This is a genomic window from Pseudomonas sp. S3_A03 (assembly GCF_054668275.1).
The window spans coordinates 959,312-975,479 of record NZ_CP162753.1 but is presented as its reverse complement, the minus strand read 5'-3'; the positions used below and the strand labels follow the sequence as shown (position 1 = coordinate 975,479).

The 16,168-nt window shown below is 58.7% G+C and carries 16 protein-coding genes and 1 pseudogene; 8 read left to right on the top strand and 9 right to left on the bottom strand.

What is annotated here, in order from left to right; translation table 11 throughout:
- Nucleotides 1-15: 15 nt before the first annotated feature.
- The gene (gene pnuC, locus AB4O25_RS04185; RefSeq protein ID WP_017528988.1) at nucleotides 16-579 is read left to right on the top strand and encodes a nicotinamide riboside transporter PnuC; all 564 of its coding nucleotides are present in this window, start codon (nucleotides 16-18) and stop codon (nucleotides 577-579) included.
- Nucleotides 576-1,112 carry an AAA family ATPase gene (locus AB4O25_RS04180; protein WP_116078902.1) on the top strand — a complete coding sequence of 179 codons (537 nt, stop codon included), beginning with the start codon at nucleotides 576-578 and terminating at the stop codon, nucleotides 1,110-1,112. The genes pnuC and AB4O25_RS04180 overlap by 4 nt, the downstream gene beginning before the upstream one ends.
- A 30-nt stretch (nucleotides 1,113-1,142) precedes the next feature.
- On the opposite strand, the gene xth is transcribed toward AB4O25_RS04180, so the two are convergent.
- Together xth and ggt are read right to left on the bottom strand one after the other, a co-directional pair.
- Nucleotides 1,143-1,937 (bottom strand): exodeoxyribonuclease III, encoded by a 795-nt coding sequence (xth, locus tag AB4O25_RS04175; protein WP_017528986.1) that lies wholly within the window; start codon nucleotides 1,935-1,937, stop codon nucleotides 1,143-1,145.
- 60 nt (nucleotides 1,938-1,997) lie between these two features.
- Entirely contained in the window at nucleotides 1,998-3,722 is a 1,725-nt protein-coding gene (gene ggt, locus AB4O25_RS04170; RefSeq protein ID WP_460150552.1) for a gamma-glutamyltransferase, read from the bottom strand.
- A 167-nt stretch (nucleotides 3,723-3,889) separates the two neighbouring features.
- Between ggt and AB4O25_RS04165 the strand changes: the two genes are divergently transcribed.
- On the top strand, nucleotides 3,890-5,035 hold the full coding sequence (locus tag AB4O25_RS04165) for a PatB family C-S lyase (protein WP_116078904.1): 1,146 nt from the start codon (nucleotides 3,890-3,892) through the stop codon (nucleotides 5,033-5,035).
- A 45-nt stretch (nucleotides 5,036-5,080) separates the two neighbouring features.
- Here the strand turns inward: AB4O25_RS04165 and AB4O25_RS04160 are convergent, their stop codons facing one another.
- The 5 genes and pseudogenes from AB4O25_RS04160 to AB4O25_RS04140 form a co-directional block, all read right to left on the bottom strand.
- Nucleotides 5,081-5,296 (bottom strand): TOBE domain-containing protein, encoded by a 216-nt coding sequence (locus AB4O25_RS04160; RefSeq protein WP_003173733.1) that lies wholly within the window; start codon nucleotides 5,294-5,296, stop codon nucleotides 5,081-5,083.
- Nucleotides 5,297-5,462: 166 nt separating this feature from the next.
- Nucleotides 5,463-6,383: a FecR domain-containing protein gene (locus tag AB4O25_RS04155; RefSeq protein WP_116078905.1), complete on the bottom strand. Its 921-nt coding sequence runs from the start codon at nucleotides 6,381-6,383 to the stop codon at nucleotides 5,463-5,465.
- Entirely contained in the window at nucleotides 6,380-6,898 is a 519-nt protein-coding gene (locus tag AB4O25_RS04150; protein WP_017528982.1) for a sigma-70 family RNA polymerase sigma factor, read from the bottom strand. The genes AB4O25_RS04155 and AB4O25_RS04150 overlap by 4 nt, the downstream gene beginning before the upstream one ends.
- Before the next feature lie 107 nt (nucleotides 6,899-7,005).
- Nucleotides 7,006-7,167, bottom strand: a pseudogene (locus AB4O25_RS04145) (LpxA family transferase); the annotation flags it as partial.
- Between the two features lie 60 nt (nucleotides 7,168-7,227).
- Nucleotides 7,228-8,673: a mechanosensitive ion channel family protein gene (locus tag AB4O25_RS04140; protein WP_116078907.1), complete on the bottom strand. Its 1,446-nt coding sequence runs from the start codon at nucleotides 8,671-8,673 to the stop codon at nucleotides 7,228-7,230.
- A 345-nt stretch (nucleotides 8,674-9,018) separates the two neighbouring features.
- Between AB4O25_RS04140 and proC the strand changes: the two genes are divergently transcribed.
- The 4 genes from proC to solA are packed head-to-tail and all read left to right on the top strand — an operon-like array spanning nucleotide 9,019 to nucleotide 12,757.
- A complete protein-coding gene (gene proC / locus AB4O25_RS04135) occupies nucleotides 9,019-9,822 on the top strand; it encodes a pyrroline-5-carboxylate reductase (protein ID WP_460150551.1) in 804 nt (267 codons plus the stop codon).
- A 2-nt stretch (nucleotides 9,823-9,824) separates the two neighbouring features.
- Nucleotides 9,825-10,688: a methyltransferase gene (locus AB4O25_RS04130; RefSeq protein ID WP_460150550.1), complete on the top strand. Its 864-nt coding sequence runs from the start codon at nucleotides 9,825-9,827 to the stop codon at nucleotides 10,686-10,688.
- 6 nt (nucleotides 10,689-10,694) lie between these two features.
- A complete protein-coding gene (locus AB4O25_RS04125) occupies nucleotides 10,695-11,609 on the top strand; it encodes an EamA family transporter (RefSeq protein ID WP_460150549.1) in 915 nt (304 codons plus the stop codon).
- Entirely contained in the window at nucleotides 11,606-12,757 is a 1,152-nt protein-coding gene (gene solA / locus AB4O25_RS04120; RefSeq protein WP_460150548.1) for an N-methyl-L-tryptophan oxidase, read from the top strand. Before AB4O25_RS04125 ends, solA begins: the two co-directional genes overlap by 4 nt.
- 27 nt (nucleotides 12,758-12,784) lie before the next feature.
- Here solA and AB4O25_RS04115 read toward each other — a convergent pair whose 3' ends face one another.
- Both AB4O25_RS04115 and AB4O25_RS04110 read right to left on the bottom strand, forming a co-directional pair.
- Nucleotides 12,785-13,651 carry a pirin family protein gene (locus tag AB4O25_RS04115; RefSeq protein ID WP_460150547.1) on the bottom strand — a complete coding sequence of 289 codons (867 nt, stop codon included), beginning with the start codon at nucleotides 13,649-13,651 and terminating at the stop codon, nucleotides 12,785-12,787.
- Between the two features lie 103 nt (nucleotides 13,652-13,754).
- A complete protein-coding gene (locus AB4O25_RS04110; protein ID WP_017528974.1) occupies nucleotides 13,755-14,960 on the bottom strand; it encodes an MFS transporter in 1,206 nt (401 codons plus the stop codon).
- 101 nt (nucleotides 14,961-15,061) lie between these two features.
- Here AB4O25_RS04110 and AB4O25_RS04105 point away from each other — a divergent pair, with 101 nt between their 5' ends.
- Entirely contained in the window at nucleotides 15,062-16,168 is a 1,107-nt protein-coding gene (locus AB4O25_RS04105; protein ID WP_460150546.1) for an efflux RND transporter periplasmic adaptor subunit, read from the top strand.

Here is a 16,168-nt window from a genome sequence, read left to right as displayed (position 1 = left end):
CCCCAAGGATCCGCCATGTCCGGGCTTGAACTGATCGCCGCCGCCCTGGGGGTGATCGCTGTCTGGCTGACGGTCAAGCAAAACCCGTGGTGCTGGCCCATCGGCCTGGTGATGGTGCTGCTCTATACCTGGGTGTTCTACGACGTGAAACTCTATTCCGACATGCTGCTGCAAGTGGTCTATGCGGCGCTGCAGGTGTATGGCTGGTGGCAATGGACCCGCGCCGGCGAAGTCAAGCACGGCCGCCAGGTCACCCGGCTGGGAGTGCCTGCGGTGATGGCCAGCCTGGCCGTGGGCGCAGTGGGCAGCCTGTTGCTAGGCGCCGCCATGGCCCACTGGACCGACGCCGCGCAACCGTGGCTGGACGCCGCCCTCACCGGCTTCAGCCTGGTCGCCCAAATGTGGATGGCGCAAAAGCGCGTGCAATGCTGGCCGTTGTGGATTGCGGTGGATGTGATCTTCGTCGGGCTGTTCCTCTATAAAGGCCTCTATCTCACCGCCGCGCTCTATGCGCTGTTCACTGTGATCGCCGTGCAAGGCTGGCGTGAATGGCGAGCCGACCCGGCGTTGCAGCCATGAAGGTAGTGGTGCTGGCCGGCCCCGAATCCAGCGGTAAAAGTTGGTTGGCGGCGCAGCTGCACGCGCATTTCGGCGGCTTGATGGTCGGCGAATATGTGCGGCATTTCATCGATGTTCATCAACGCGACACCTGCCTGGCGGATATTCCCGCTATCGCCCACGGCCAACTGGCCTGGGAAGACGCCGCGCGCGCAGCAAAGCCGAGGCTGCTGATCCTCGACACTCACCTGCTCACCAACAAGCTCTGGAGCCAGACCTTGTTCGGCGATTACCCCGCCTGGCTCGATGACGAGTTGCTGGCGCGCCACTACGACCTGCACTTGCTGCTCTCGCCCGAAGATGTCGAATGGACCGCCGACGGCCAACGCTGCCAACCGGAGCTGGCGGACCGCCGCGCGTTTTTCCAGGCCAGCCTGCACTGGATGCAGCAGCATCGCCAGCCCGTAGTGATGATTCGCGGGGATTGGGCCGCGCGGCGTGCCCAGGCGTTCGCCGCCGTGACGCAGTTGCTCGCCACGCCCTCACCCGCCTGACGGCAGGCCGGATGCTGATCGGCGCGGGCATCAGCGCTTTTTACGCGTGCCCAGTTGAATCCAGGTCGGCGCATGGTCACTGGCGTGGGGCTCGTTACGCACCCAGGCGTCCACGCCCGCGTCTTTCAAGTACGGCTTGAGTGCCGGGTTGAGCAGCAGATGGTCGATGCGCAGGCCGGAATTTTTCTGCCAGTGCTGACGGAAATAATCCCAGAACGTATACACACGCTCCTCGGGATACAGGTGCCGCAGGGCGTCGGTCCAGCCTTGGTCGAGCAGCCGCCGGTAACAGGCGCGGCTCTCGGGTTGCAGCAAGGCATCCTTGAGCCAGGAGCGCGGGTTGTAGATGTCCAGGTCAGTGGGCACCACATTGAAATCCCCCGCCAACAGCACGGGATGCTTGCTGGCTTGCAGCGCGCCCGCGTAGTCGATCAAGCGCTCGAACCAGGCCAGTTTGTAGTCGAATTTCGGCCCCGGTTGCGGGTTGCCGTTGGGCAAATACAGGCAGCCAACCAACACGCCGTGCACGGCTGCCTCGATATAGCGGCTTTGGTTGTCGTCGTCATCGCCGGGCAAACCACGTCGGCTTTCCAGCGGCTGGGCGTCCCGCGCCAGGATCGCCACACCGTTCCACGCCGCCTGGCCCAGGCAAATCGCACCGTAGCCGGCGCTTTCGAAGTCGGTGTAGGGGAACAGGCTTTGCGGTGCCTTGAGTTCTTGCAGGCAGACGATGTCGGGCTGCTCGCGCGCCAGCCATTGCAGCAGGTTGGGCAGGCGCGCCCGCAGACCATTGATGTTGAAGGTGGCAATTTTAAGCGCTTTCATGGAACGGGCTCCTTCCAGGGCTCTTTGGGTAGAGCCTGGAAGGTGGGTCGATGTTCCGTCTTAGTAACCCAGCGACAGCCCGGTATTGCGACGCGGGTCATTCGCGCCGTAGAAGCGGTTGTTACCCACCGGTTTGCCCCCCAGGGATGGCGCGCCTACCAGGATCGCCGCCAAGTGGTTGGCATCCTGCGGGCCCGCGAACTGATGGCCCCAGCTTTCGAGGATCTTTTGCGTGTCCGGGCTGACCGCGAAGGTCTCCAGATTGGTGGTTTGCGGCATCCACTGTTGGTGGAAACGCGGCGCGTCGACCGCTTCCTGGATGTTCATCTTGTAGTCAATGACATTCAGGATCGTCAGCAAGGTCGCCGTGATGATACGGCTGCCGCCCGGCGTGCCCACGACCATCACGGCCTTGCCATCCTTGGTAACGATGGTCGGGCTCATCGACGACAGCGGCGCCTTGCCTGGGGCGATGGCGTTGGCTTCACCCTGCACCAGGCCATGCATGTTCGGCACGCCGACCTTGACGGTAAAGTCGTCCATTTCATCGTTGAGGATCACGCCGGTCTTGCTCGCCATCACGCCCGCGCCGAACCAGTCGTTCAAGGTGTACGTGACGGAAACCGCGTTACCCCACTTGTCGACGATGGAGTAATGGGTGGTGTTGTTGCCTTCATGGGGCGACACGCCCGGCTTGATCGCCTGGGAGTCACCGGCCTTTTGCGGCTCAATCGCGTCGCGCAGCTTGGTCGCATAGTTTTTGTCGAGCAGATGCTCGATCGGGTTCTTCACAAAGTCCGGGTCGCCGAGGTAGCTGTTGCGGTCCACGTAGGCGTGGCGCATCGCTTCGATCTGGTAGTGCAGGCCCTGGGCCGAGTGATAGCCCAGGTCGGCCATCGGGTAGCCTTCGAGAATGTTCATGATCTGGCAGATCACTACGCCGCCCGAGCTTGGAGGCGGCGCCGAGACCACGTGGTAGCCACGGTAGTCGCATTCGATGGGCGCCAGTTCGCGGGTCTTGTATTTATCCAGGTCCGCCTGGGTGATGATGCCCTTGCCGGCCTGGCTGGAATCCACCAGCGCCTTGGCGACCCAGCCTTTATAAAAGCCGTCCGCGCCCTTGGCGGAGATTTCCTTGAGGGTCTTGGCCAGGTCTTTCTGTACCAGCTTCTGGCCCACCTGCATCGGTTGGCCGTTGTGCAGGAAGATACCGCGCAGGTCCTTGTCTTTTTCGAACTCGCCGGTGGCGGTGTGCAACAGGTCGATATCCCCTTGCTCCAGGGCGAAGCCGTTTTCCGCCAGTTTGATCGCCGGGGCGATCACCTGGGCGCGCTTGAGCGTGCCGTATTTGCTCAGGGCCAGCTCCATGCCGGAAACCGTGCCGGGTACGCCGACGGCCAGGTGGCCCTTGGCGCTGAGCCCTTCGATGACGTTGCCGTCCTTGTCCAGGTACATATTGGCGGTAGCCGCCAGCGGCGCTTTTTCGCGGAAGTCGAGGAAGGTCTTGCGCCCATCCGCCAGTTGCACGGTCATGAAGCCGCCGCCGCCCAGGTTACCCGCCGCCGGGTAGACCACCGCCAGCGCGTAGCCCACGGCCACCGCCGCATCCACCGCGTTGCCGCCCGCCTTGAGCACATCCACGCCCACATGCGTTGCCAGGTGCTGGGCCGTCACCACCATGCCATTTTCACCGGCCACCGGGGCCTGGGACGCGGCGTGCACGCCACTGACCGTCAACACCAGCGCGGTGGCAATCAAGGTACGGCTGAAGGGTTGGTATTTCATCCATGGCTACTCTGGTTATTGAGATGCACCAAAATAGCCCGTGGCGGGTTTAATCCCCAGCGCAATGGCGTTTTTATTACAGAACTTGTCGGTCACAGAACGGCCATCAAAACACCCATGCTATATTTCGCGCCACTTTCCGCCGCCTCCCAGACACGAGCGCCTCCATGAGCTTTGATTTCGACACGATCCACCCACGCCTCGGCACCGGCAGCACCAAGTGGAACCGTTACCCGGCCGATGTATTGCCGATGTGGATCGCCGACATGGATATCGCCGCGCCGCCCGCCGTGCTGCAAGCTCTGCATGCGCGCCTGGACCAGCAGATCCTCGGCTACAGCGTGGCCGGCCCGGAGGTACGCGACGCCATCGTGGCCGACCTGTGGGCCAAGTACGCCTGGCGCGTGCTGCCTGAAGAACTGCTGTTTTTGCCCGGCGTCGAACCGGGGTTCAACATGGCGCTGCACGCGTTTGTAGCGCCTGGCCAGCCGGTGGTGCTGCAAACCCCGAACTATCGCCCGATTCGCCTGGCGCCCGGGCACTGGAATTTGCCGCGTATTGAAGTGCCGTTTCAATTGGTCGACGACGACTATGTCACGCCGATGTCCACCATGAACGAAGCGCTGAATGGCGCCGGCGCCCTGCTGCTGAGCAATCCGCACAACCCGATAGGCAAAGTGTTCCCGCGTGAAGAACTGCTGGCGCTCGCCAACGCGTGCCTGGAGCAAGGCGCGCTGATCATCAGTGACGAAATCCATGCCGAACTGTGCTTCGATGGCCGCCGCCACATCCCTACCGCCAGCCTCGGCCCAGAGATCGCGCAGCGCACCATCACGCTGATGTCGGCGAGCAAGGCCTACAACGTGGCTGGCTTGAAAACCTGTTTTGCCGTGATCCAGAACGCCGAGATCCGCGAGCGTTTCAACAACGCGCGTTGCGGCATGGTCGACAGCGTCAGCCCACTGGGCCTGGAAGCCACCCGCGCCGCCTACAGCCAGTGCGGCGAATGGCTTGAAGCGCTCAAGCACTACCTGCAAGCCAACCGCGACTACCTGCTCGATGCCGTGAACACTCGCCTGCCCGGTGTGGTGATGCATGCGCCGCAAGGTACCTTCCTGGCCTGGCTCGATTGCACGGCCCTGGGCCTGGAAGACCCGCAGCAGTTCTTTCTGGACCGGGCCAAGGTCGGCTTGAGTGCGGGAATTGAGTTCGGCGATGACAGCCAACAGTTCGTGCGCCTGAACTTCGGCTGCCCGCGGGCGATGCTGGAAGAAGGCTTGCAGCGCTTGGAGCGCAGCTTGCAAAACCGCTAAAGCACGCCCCAAGAACAGCCCCCGCCGGTACGCGGGGGCCTGCGCCTACAACTTGGCGATAGACACTTCGGTCGACTTCACGAAGGCGATCACTTCACTGCCCACTTTCAATTCCAAGTCACGCACCGAACGGGTGGTGATCACCGACGTCACGATGCCGGACGCGGTTTGCACGTCGATTTCCGACACCACTTCCCCCAGCAGAATCTCTTTGATCACGCCCTTGAACTGGTTGCGCACGTTGATCGCTTTAATGGTCATGTCGGCTTTCCTTTTGGCTGTTGGGTCAATCCGCACGAATGCGCAGGCCCCCAAAGTGCGCCATCGGCACACACATTAAAAGAAATATATAACTCTTTATTTATTCATTTTAGATATATGCATGACAACCGATCAAGCCGCTGCCGTCCTCGCCACCCAACAGGTATCACGCCAATTTTTTGCGCAAGCTCACCCAATACCGCGTCCGCGCTTGCACCTCCAGGCCCAGTGTCGAGGCCAGCAGGCTGAGGATGCGGTCGGTGTCGTCCAGGCGGAAACTGCCGGTTACCCGCAAGGTTTCAAGGCCCGGCTCCCAGCGCAACACGCCGGGACGATAGCGCTCCAGTTCGCGCAAAAAGTCGCCGAGCGTTTGGTTCTGAGCGCTCAGCACACCATCGCGCCAACCGAGTTGCAGTACATCAAATGGCGCCGAGGAGCCGAGCCCACTGGCCTTTAACGGCGCTTGCCGCCCTGCCTGCAAGGTCGTGCTGTTGCCGTTCAAATCCCGCACTTGCACCGCGCCCTTGAGCACCGACACCCGACAGCCGGCGGCCAGTTGGCGCACACAGACTTCAGCCTGGCTGACCAGCAACTCGCCATAGCGGGTTTGCAGCGTCATCGGCGCCATGCCGGGTACATTCAACGCCAGTTCGCCATCGACCAACCTGATACGCCGCTGCGCCACGTCTACGTCAGCCGCCGTAGCGGTGTTGAGTTGCAGGCTGGCACCGTCGGCCAGCGGCAGGCGTTTGCGTTCGCCGGTGGCGGTGTGCAGGTCGGCGCGCCAGGTGTCGACGGGCAACTGACGGCTGATCAACCAGGCGGCCGGCAGCAACGCCGCCACACCCAGGGCGCGTTTGAGCACCGCGCGGCGACCGGGTTGCGGGCGATCGAGGCTGGCCATGGCCAAGGCTTGAGGCAAATCGCTGAAACGTCGGCGCAGGGATTGGGCTTTCTGCCAGGTGTGCTCATGCTGGGGATGGCTGTCGCGCCAATGCTGCAACGCGGCGTGGTCACGCTCGGTGGCGGCACCGGATTCCAGCAGCGCCAGCCACTGAGCGGCGGCACGCGCCACCTCGCGGCTCACAGGTCCACCAGCAGGCAGTGTTCGTAGGCTTGGGCCATGTAGCGTTTTACCGTGCGTTCGGAAACCTGCAGGCGCTCGGCAATCTCGCGGTACCCCAGGCCTTCCAACTGGCTCCACAAAAACGCACGGCGTACCAGCACCGGCAAGCCATCGAGCAATTCGTCCAGGGCTTGCAGGGTTTCCAGCACCAGCCAGCGCTGTTCGGGCGATGGCACGCAGGCTTCAGGCAAATTGGCCAGCGCGTTCACGTAGGCCTGTTCCAGGCTGCGGCGCTGATGAAAATTCACCAGCAGACGCTTGCCCACTGTCACCAGGTAAGCGCGGGGTTCGTGCAACTGCGCCAGCGGCTGGGCACTGGCCAACACGCGCAGGAACGTATCCTGGCTCAGGTCCGCCGCGTCCCAGGCGTTGCCCAGGCGCCTGCGTAGCCAGCTTTCCAGCCAACTGCGGTGGTCACGGTACAGGCTCGATAGCGTCGGTTCAGGGGCGTGCGTCGGGGCAACAGCATCATTCATGGCAAGCAACCTGCGCGGCGCGAGTGAGTCTCAAATGAGATTCATTCTATTTAATATCGCGCCGTTGCACCATGGTCTTTTCAACGCTGCGTTTATAAGGTCGTCTCAGCGTCCTTCACAAAATTGAAATGAGCCCGCTTGCTGCCACTGAACAAAAAGCTGGTTTTCAACTCGGCGCCCGGACCGATAATGCAGTGCGCATCCACCCCGCAACCGCCACGCAGCAGTGAGCCGCCGGCAATAAAACAATGGGCGCCGATGATCAGCGGGGTTTGGGCAACGTTGGCGATGTAGTCGGTGAGTCGGATCAAGCTCCAAACCTTCAGTGCTCAGAGACCGCGCTTGCGCAGCCATTGCATAAAGCCCTTCTTCACCGGCACCACCGGCGACTCCTGGGTCAGGGCCTGCGCGGCGTGCAGGCGGAAATCCAGCAGGGTTTTCATCGCGTCGGCGATGTCTTTGCGCGCGTCCAGGCACGGGGTCAGGTATTCCTTTTCGATGCGGTACAACGTGCAGAAGGTCTTGGCGGTAAAGTCCGCCAGGGCCGCCTGCTCCGTCAAAATACCCGCCTCGCCAATCACCTCGCCCGGGCCCATGCGCCCGGCCTCGAACGCGTGCCCGCCCTTGATCAGCATCACCGAGACCACGCCGGACTCGACGATAAACAAGTGGTCGCTCACCTCGCCCGCCGGCAGGATCATCTCGCCGGCGCGGTAGGCATGCAGGGTCATGTTCTGGCTGAAGGTTTCCTTTTCTTCTTGGCGCAACGTGGAGAAAATCGACGAACTGTCCAGCAGCGCCCGTGGCCGTGAAGTCGCTACCGGCGTGGCGCTTTCGACCGCCGACAACAGGCTCACGCCCGCCGCCTGCAAATGCCGGAAGGCCAGGTCATAGAGTTGGTTGCGCACCTCGCGCTTGAGGGGCATGGCGGGCACGAACCCACTGATTTCATACTCCACTCCGCCACTGGCCGAGGTCTTGAATGCCACGCTCGGCGCCGGTTTGGCCAGCAACGGTCGGCAGCCCTGCATCGCGCGCTCCAATGCTTCGATCACGGTTTGCGGGCGCGCGTGGGGGCTGACCTGCAAACTGACGGCCAGGCCGAACATATCCGCCGGGCGCGAAAAGTTGATGATCTTGGCCTTGGCCGCCAGGGAGTTGGGGATCACCGCCATGCTGCCCTGCGAGGTCTGCAAGCGCGTGGCGCGCCAGTCGATATCCGTGACCCGGCCTTCAGTACCATCGATGGAAATCCAGTCATCCAGCTGATAAGGCTTGGTGGTGTTGAGCACGATCCCGGAGAACACATCGCTCAAGGTGCTTTGCAACGCCAGGCCCACAATGATCGCCACCGCCCCGGACGTGGCCAGCACGCCTTTGACCGGCAGGTCGAGTACGTAGGCCAGCGCGGCGATGATCGCAATCAGAAAAATCACCGCGCCGATCAGGTCCTGCAACAACCGCCCGGTATGCCCGACCCGCTGCACCATCAGCGCACCGAGCAACACCGTGAGCGTACGCGCCGCGAACAGCCACCAGCCGATCTGCAAGGCCGTGGCCGCCATATGCAAGGCGGTGTTGTCGGCATACGGCGGGACCAGCATGGGGTTCATGCCGTCGTTGAACAGTACAGCGCTGAACACCGCAAAAATGACCAGGCGTGCGACGAGTTTCCAATTGGCGAGCCTGACCGAAATCAAGCGCCACACAGCGATGTCGATGAGGATCAACGCCAGGGCGCACAGCATCGGGTGATCAGAGATAAATGAGGGCATCCAGGCGACTCCAGGGCGAATGGCGTGAAGATCGCATGAATCGGGGGTGGCGGGTATAGCATGGAAAAAAAAGGCGGACGCTTCCACAGCGATTAAACAACCGCGCCCAGACAGGATGCTTAATGAAGAAGTGCACGTGAGGATAACGTCCTTCAGACAACTCCGAATAAGCGTCGGAATAGGCCCCAAACACCTTGGATAATTCAAGCACTACAAGCCAAGACGCAAACAACCAAAACACCAAAGAAATGTACTACACATTTTTAGGACGTGATTGATTTGAAAAATCTCCGAATTGATATGAGGCTTAACGCAATCGCCTCTATCTAATAGGACACTCATCTTATGAAAGCGATAGATATTATAATTATTGGCGCAGGCCATATGGGTTATGCAATCGCAATGGGCCTAACGAAATCTTCCTCGACGCTTTCGATAGCAGCTATTGACCTCGAACACACATATGAAAAAGAACTGAAAGCTGCAGGCATTCAGGTAATGAATACACTGCCGCAACATACAACCTCAAAGACTATGATCCTAGCTATCCCACCCCAATCTTTTGCAACGCTATTGGAAAGTATTGCACAGATTAAACAGCATGCCGATATAATAATTTCGGTTATGGCCGGAATTAACCTAGCCGAACTAACAGGTCGCCTAAAGACCTCACAAGTATGTCGTTCAATTCCAAATCTGCCTTGCGCAGTCAACCAGGGAATGTGTGTATTGATGTATGCACCACATGCAACACAGAAAAACAGGCGCCTGGTCAACGAATTGTTTTCGAAGCTCGGCAGTTTACTCATCGTGCAAGAGGAGTCCCTCATTGATGACGCCACAGCGCTGGTAGGCGGCGGTCCGGCATATGTTTCTTATTTTGCACAGGCTCTTATTGAATACGCTTTGTTAGCGGGTTTCGATAAGGCTGACGCCGGCGCCATGGTAGTTCAACTACTGCGAGGGTCCCTAGCGCTTCTTGATACCTTTCAGGAGTCGCCAACCCAGCTATGTGAAAAAGTCATGACGCCCAACGGGACAACAGAACAAGCGATAAGGTATTTTAAAAGCCAACAGATGCAAGCAATCATTATTGATGGGCTTAAACGCTCCTGCGCGCGCTCAAGAGAGCTGGGAAGGAGAACGTAGACATGCGTGGATTAATTGACCACGGCATTGCTGGCCGGCTTCTCTCCAAAAATGACTACCAAAACCGTCGTGAGGATACATATAAGATTTATTTTGGCCTCGGTCAAAGCGTGAGCCTGGCTCACGCGCCCGGCGTATTCGAAGTTAGTCTTGCAGGCATAAGGTTTGGCAACCACTTGGTACAACTGTTAACGTCAAATTCAAGCGCCTACAACCGTAGCTTTTTGGATATTGGCACAGGAAGTGGCGTCCACGCTCTATTGTTACGCAAGCTTGGTGGCAAAGACATTACCGCTACCGACGTCTGCGAAAAGTCTATTACACAGGCAAAGATCAACGAAAGCATCAACTTTAAACAGCACGCTATTTCTTTCCTCGTAAGCGATTTATTCGACGGTCTTCCCGAAAGAAAATTCCAAACTATTGTCTTCAACCCTCCTGGCTGGCGAACCCCCTCTCACGCATTGACTAAGCGATTGGAAAGACAAAATCATGAAGACCAACTGCCTATACGCGCCATGTTTTACGGGGAGGAGGTCCTCGGTCGTTTTCTTGAACAGCTCCCAAACTATCTTGACGCAACAGGCATGGCAGTTGTCGGGTTGAATTCACTGGTGGGAATACGTGACGTGCTAAACAGGTACGACCGGAATTACAACAACCAACCTCCATTAACTTACAAACTAGTTGAGCGGCATACATTCCCACTCATTCATTATTCAGAGCAATGGAAATCACTGGACAAATACCTAAAACTAGAATTCGAAAGCTGGAGCGATTTCGACGTGGCTGCCTACTCTATCGATCAAAGCGGAAATATTTACTGGTCATATGAAATAATCGTATTTTCGCTTCGTAACGAATGAACAGTCATGACCTCACTTCAAACACTCCATTCCAACTATGCCTTCCCAATAGTTTTGTCTGGATTGGCAAATTTTCTCCTCGGTATATCCTCCCTTTATTGGAAAGAACTCAGCGACCTCGCAACCTTAACATTGGTTACTTATAGAGTCATTCTATCCGCAGCCATACTCGCGCTTTTCGTTTTTGTTTTTCGCCAAGCAAACCAGCTTAAAAAAATCACGATAAAATCAATTCGTCTACACTGCGTTGCTTCGTTGCTCATCGCGGCAAACTGGGCCGCCTTCATCTGGTCGTCTGTTAATCAGCGGTTTCTGGAGAGCGGGCTTGGCTATCTATTAGCCCCCTTCTTTTCTGTTGCGCTGGGAATAATAATTTTTCATGAGCCCATCAGCCGAAAAAAAGCCGTTTCAACATTGCTTGCATTCGGCGCGGTGATCGCCCTGATCATCTTTTCCAGTCATTTAAACCACTGGACCTACTTTATAATTTCTACCACATGGGGAGCCTACACCTACGTCAAAAAATCCACGTCTTTGGGCGCCGTAAGCGGGCTACTTATAGAAACCCTGTTCTTAACCCTGTGCCTGACAGTAGCCACCCTCGCATTCAATCTTCCAGCCCTATACCCCGGCGAGATTTTCGCCCCTTCCAATAATCTAATCTGGCTAGCGGGCGCAGTGTCCACTGCGCCTTTATTAATGCTGTCTTATTCAGCCGGCAAAATACCGCTATCCCTTACTGGCTTTCTCCAGTTCATATTACCCGCCACACTGATAATACTGTCGTTATTTACGCACGACCAAAAACCATCAGGCACACCACTCGCCTTGACCATCCTAATTATTGCCTTATTAATATCCCTTATTTTTTATGAACTCGTAGACACCCAACGAACCAAAAACAAGAGCACTCATAAATGAACAATCGATACGACGTTATCATTATCGGCCTCGGCATTATGGGTGCAGCTGCCTTGTGGAGGACCGCCCCCAAATGCACTAGATTATTAGGAATTGATGCTTCTGGCCCCAGCCATTGCTATGGCTCCTCACACGGGACCTCGAGAATATTTCGCCGTGCTTATTGGGAAGGCGATAAATATCTTCAACTGCTTAACCACGCTGACGTGCTGTGGAACGAACTGGAATACGTGACCCAAAAACAACTTTTGTTTCGCACAGGTGGAGTCTTTATTGGGGCTCAATCCAGCCGGATAGTGGCCGGAAGCATTGAAACCGCGAGACAGGGAAGAGTCGAACACGAAGTATGGAGCGCTTCCGAGGCTAGAAAGCGTTTACCCGCATTTACCCTGAAGGATGAGATGCAGGTTGTATACGAGCCTGGCGCATATGCGATTTCAGCCAGCGACGCGAGACTGGCGATGCTGAATGAAGCTGTTAGAAATGGTGCTATTACCCAATTTGGCGATACCGTCGTACAGTTGGAAAACGAAGGGACTGGCATGCGCGTGACAACCAAAAGCGGAAGTACGTATTTTGCCGGATCGGTAATAATCACATCAGGACCTTGGATCACAATCAGCTTTATGCCGGAGCTCACCCGCCATCTAGAGCCACGCCGAGTGCCGGTCTATTGGTTCAAGCCCAAAGCGGGTTCCGAAACCCTTTTTACTCAAGAACACTTCCCCGTTTTCCTTTACGAGCGGGAAGACGGTGGGCTTCTATACGGCGTCCCTTCAATTGTTAATAGTGAGCCCGGCGTAAAAATCGGATTCCATAATAGGCAGCAATGTCCTTCGACTCCCGATTGGACAGACGCATCCGTGCCACCCAGCTACATAACCGAAATGCCGCCAATTATTGGCTCCCTATTCCCCAAGCTTGAGCGCACCCCCACGCGAGCAAAGAATTGCTTTTATACGATGAGCCAAGATGATTCTTTCTTGATAGGAAAATCTGAAGCGCTGAAATCAACTTATTTCGCATCTGCCTGCTCGGGACATGGCTTTAAATTTGCGCCGGCTATTGGTGACGCCTTGGCCCACATGGCTACCGGACAGCCAGCAAGCCTTTCGCTATCAGCTTTTTCAGTCGATCGATTCAACTGAACTTCGTCTGGTACCCAAGACGAGGCTTCATGCACCCATACGCCCAAACTTTCCCGACTGGAAGTCCGCAAACGCTTGGTGAATCTCCTGTTCGGTATTCATCACGAACGGCCCATGCCCGACGATGGGTTCGTCGATCGGTTCGCCGCTGAGTAGCAGCACCATGGCGTCATCGTTGGACTCCAACACCAGTTGCCTACCGTCACGTTCGAACAATGCCAGTTGCCCTTGACGTGCCACTTCTTCGCCGTTGACCAGCACGGTGCCGCGCAGGATCACCAGGGCGGTGTTACGTCCGGCGTGCAGGTCTAGCGTGACGGGCTTACCGGCGTTTAGGCGCATGTCCCACACGTCGATTGGCGTGAAGGTCCGTGCAGGCCCTTTGACCCCGGCGAACTCTCCGGCAATCAAGCGCAGGTTGCCGGCGCCATTGGCCAGCGGCAGTGCGGGAATATCACCGTCGACAATCGTCTGGTAGCCGGCCTCGGCCATTTTGGACTTGGCCGGCAGGTTGACCCACAGTTGCACCATCTCCATTGCGCCGCCTTTACGGGCGAAAGCTTCGGAATGGAACTCTTCATGAAGAATGCCTTTGGCGGCGGTCATCCATTGCACATCGCCTGGGCCAATGGTGCCGCCGGCGCCGGTGGAGTCGCGGTGTTCGACTTCACCGGCGTAAACGATGGTCACGGTTTCGAAGCCGCGATGGGGGTGTTGACCGACACCACGACGTTGTTCGGTCGGGGTGAAATCGACCGGGCCGGCGTGGTCCAGCAATAGGAACGGGCTGATGTGTTTGCCAAGGTTGTCGTAGGAAAACAACGTGCGCACCGGGAAACCGTCGCCGACCCAATGGGCGCGAGGGCTGGTGTAGATGCCGATGAGTTTTTTCATGGTAATCCTCCAAAGTGCATACACCTTATAGCTGATACCAATTCAGCGCTAGATGGCATAAACAGCCTTGAGTGTTCCATGCATAGAACGATTAACCGTCGCCTCACGCCGCTGAGACCAGGGCCCCGCGCCGGTTACGCAACAGGTGAAACGCGACAAACGCCATCAGCGCAAAACCCGCCTGGATCATGATCATCGGTGTCGCACTTGCATCACGCAGTTGGCTCAGCAACAGGCCGCTACAGGTGGCGCCGAACATCTGCGCAAAACCCATCAAGCCCGCGGCCAGGCCGGCGCGGTGCGCGTTGGGCATGACCCCGCCGGTGACCGCGCCAGGTAACACCAAGCCGCCGCCCAAGGTGGCCAGGGCAATTGGAATATCCAGGCCCAGCACCGACAAACCAAACAGCGCGTAAATCAGCGCGGCCGATACCCCGCCGATGGCGACCAGCGTCACCCCCATCGCCACAATCCGTTGCGGCCCCAGGCGCAGGATATTGCGTCGGGTGTAAGTAGACCCAACGATCAGCATCGACACGATCAGGCCAAAATTGATGCCGTACTCCAGGCTGCTAAAGCCCAGCAGGTTGATAAAGACCGCCGATGACCCGGCAATTACCGCGAACATCGCGCCATAGGTGCACGCCAACGCCACCGCGAATGCGCGATATTGGCGACCCTTGAGCAAATCCAGATAGTGCCCGCCCAGGGTGCGCCAGTGGCCGGCCTTGGGGTCCAGGTAGTGATTGCTTTCTCGAAAGAACAACAGCGCCAGCAGCAACACCGCGCTGCCGATCGCCAGCGCAAGCATGATCGGCGCGCGCCACCCCACCAGCTTGATCAGCAGGCCGCCGACCATCGGCGCAACCACGATGGCATAGAGCATGCCGATCATGGTCAACGCCAATGCCGGCCCCGCTTCGGCCTTCCACACATCCCGCACCACCGTGCGCGCCAACACCAGCGCCGCGCAGGCGCCCAGGCCTTGCAGTACGCGAGCCGCAATAAACTGATGAATATCGTTGACCAACAGCATCGACAAGGTCGCCACCCCATACAGCACCAACCCGCCGAGCAATACCGGGCGGCGGCCGATGCGATCCGACAGCGGCCCGAACACCAACTGCCCCAGGCCAAAAGCCGCGACAAACGCCGACAACGCCATCAAGGCCGAACCCGGCGGCGCCACCAGCGCCTGCTCGATAACGCCAAGACCGGGGATGATCAATTGGGTCGAGACTTCGCCGAGTGCCGTCAGGGCCACCAATAAACACAACAAGCTGCGTGAGGGCGCCGGGGTATTGAGCATGGGGATCATCCGGGGGGCTGGATTAATTTATATTTCGACCATAATATGCGTAAAAAATTATGTCCATAATTTTTTGCCCACTGGTTACCCCGGAGTCCGCCATGCCCCCTCTCTCCCTGCGTCTTCTCACGCCCCTGGCTTTGTTGATCATCCTCAGTGGCTGCAACAGCAAGGCGGATACCGCCGCCCAAACGCCACAGCCGCGCCCGGTACTTGCCACCCATGTCGAAGCCGCCGGCAGCCAGCAAAGCGCCTATACCGGTGTGGTCGCGGCCCGTACGGAAAGTGACCTGGGCTTTCGCGTCAGCGGCAAGGTGATCGAGCGCAAGGTCGATCCCGGCCAGCATGTGTCCCGTGGCGACACCCTGCTGGTGTTGGATATCGGTGACTTCGAACTGGCCCTGCGCTCGGCCAGGAACCGCATCAACGCTGCCCAGGCGCAATTACGCCAACGCCGCGACGATGCAAACCGCTACCAACGCCTGGCCAGTACCGGCGCCGTGTCGCGGCAGATCTTCGACCAGTCCGCGACCAACCTGCGGGTTGCCGAGGCCGAGTTGGCCGCGGCGCAATCGGACGCCAGCCAAATCGACAACCGCCGCACCTACTCAGTGCTCAAGGCCGATGGCGACGGCATCATCACCGATGTGCGGGTAGATCGCGGCCAGGTGGTCGCCGAAGGGCAAATCGTCGCGCGGCTGGCCCATGACGGGGCCCGTGAAGCCATCGTCAACCTGCCGGAAAACCAACGCGACCTGGCCGCCCAGAAAGCCCTGGCGTTCCCCTTCGGCGCTCCCGACCAAACCGTGACGGCGACCTTGCGCGAGCTGTCCGCCAGCGCCGACCCGACCACCCGCACCTACCGCGCCCGGTATGTACTGCATGGCAATGTCGAGCGTTTCGCCCTCGGCTCCACCATCACCGTGCGCCTGCAAGGCAACGGCCAGGCCCAACAGACCAGCGTGCCCATCGGTGCGTTGCATGACGCCGGGCAGGGAACTGGCGTGTGGCTGATCGGCGAGGACAACAAGGTCAGTTTTGCCCCCGTCAAAGTTGCCGGCCTGGGCCAGGAAGACGCCCTGCTCGACAGCGGCGTGAGCCCGGGCGCTACCGTCGTCGCCCTCGGCGCGCACCTGCTGCACAACGGCGACGTTGTGCGCCTTCAGCCCGCCCAGGCGCTGGCCCTCAACCGCAAACAGGACCAATGA

Excerpts from the sequence above, each read along its gene's own strand:
- pnuC (WP_017528988.1), top strand. The coding sequence starts at position 16 with ATGTCCGGGCTTGAACTGATCGCCGCCGCCCTGGGGGTGATCGCTGTC.
- AB4O25_RS04180 (WP_116078902.1), top strand. The coding sequence starts at position 576 with ATGAAGGTAGTGGTGCTGGCCGGCCCCGAATCCAGCGGTAAAAGTTGG.
- xth (WP_017528986.1), bottom strand. The coding sequence starts at position 1,937 with ATGAAAGCGCTTAAAATTGCCACCTTCAACATCAATGGTCTGCGGGCG.
- ggt (WP_460150552.1), bottom strand. The coding sequence starts at position 3,722 with ATGAAATACCAACCCTTCAGCCGTACCTTGATTGCCACCGCGCTGGTG.
- AB4O25_RS04165 (WP_116078904.1), top strand. The coding sequence starts at position 3,890 with ATGAGCTTTGATTTCGACACGATCCACCCACGCCTCGGCACCGGCAGC.
- AB4O25_RS04160 (WP_003173733.1), bottom strand. The coding sequence starts at position 5,296 with ATGACCATTAAAGCGATCAACGTGCGCAACCAGTTCAAGGGCGTGATC.
- AB4O25_RS04150 (WP_017528982.1), bottom strand. The coding sequence starts at position 6,898 with ATGAATGATGCTGTTGCCCCGACGCACGCCCCTGAACCGACGCTATCG.
- AB4O25_RS04140 (WP_116078907.1), bottom strand. The coding sequence starts at position 8,673 with ATGCCCTCATTTATCTCTGATCACCCGATGCTGTGCGCCCTGGCGTTG.
- proC (WP_460150551.1), top strand. The coding sequence starts at position 9,019 with ATGAAAGCGATAGATATTATAATTATTGGCGCAGGCCATATGGGTTAT.
- AB4O25_RS04130 (WP_460150550.1), top strand. The coding sequence starts at position 9,825 with ATGCGTGGATTAATTGACCACGGCATTGCTGGCCGGCTTCTCTCCAAA.
- AB4O25_RS04125 (WP_460150549.1), top strand. The coding sequence starts at position 10,695 with ATGACCTCACTTCAAACACTCCATTCCAACTATGCCTTCCCAATAGTT.
- solA (WP_460150548.1), top strand. The coding sequence starts at position 11,606 with ATGAACAATCGATACGACGTTATCATTATCGGCCTCGGCATTATGGGT.
- AB4O25_RS04115 (WP_460150547.1), bottom strand. The coding sequence starts at position 13,651 with ATGAAAAAACTCATCGGCATCTACACCAGCCCTCGCGCCCATTGGGTC.
- AB4O25_RS04110 (WP_017528974.1), bottom strand. The coding sequence starts at position 14,960 with ATGCTCAATACCCCGGCGCCCTCACGCAGCTTGTTGTGTTTATTGGTG.
- AB4O25_RS04105 (WP_460150546.1), top strand. The coding sequence starts at position 15,062 with ATGCCCCCTCTCTCCCTGCGTCTTCTCACGCCCCTGGCTTTGTTGATC.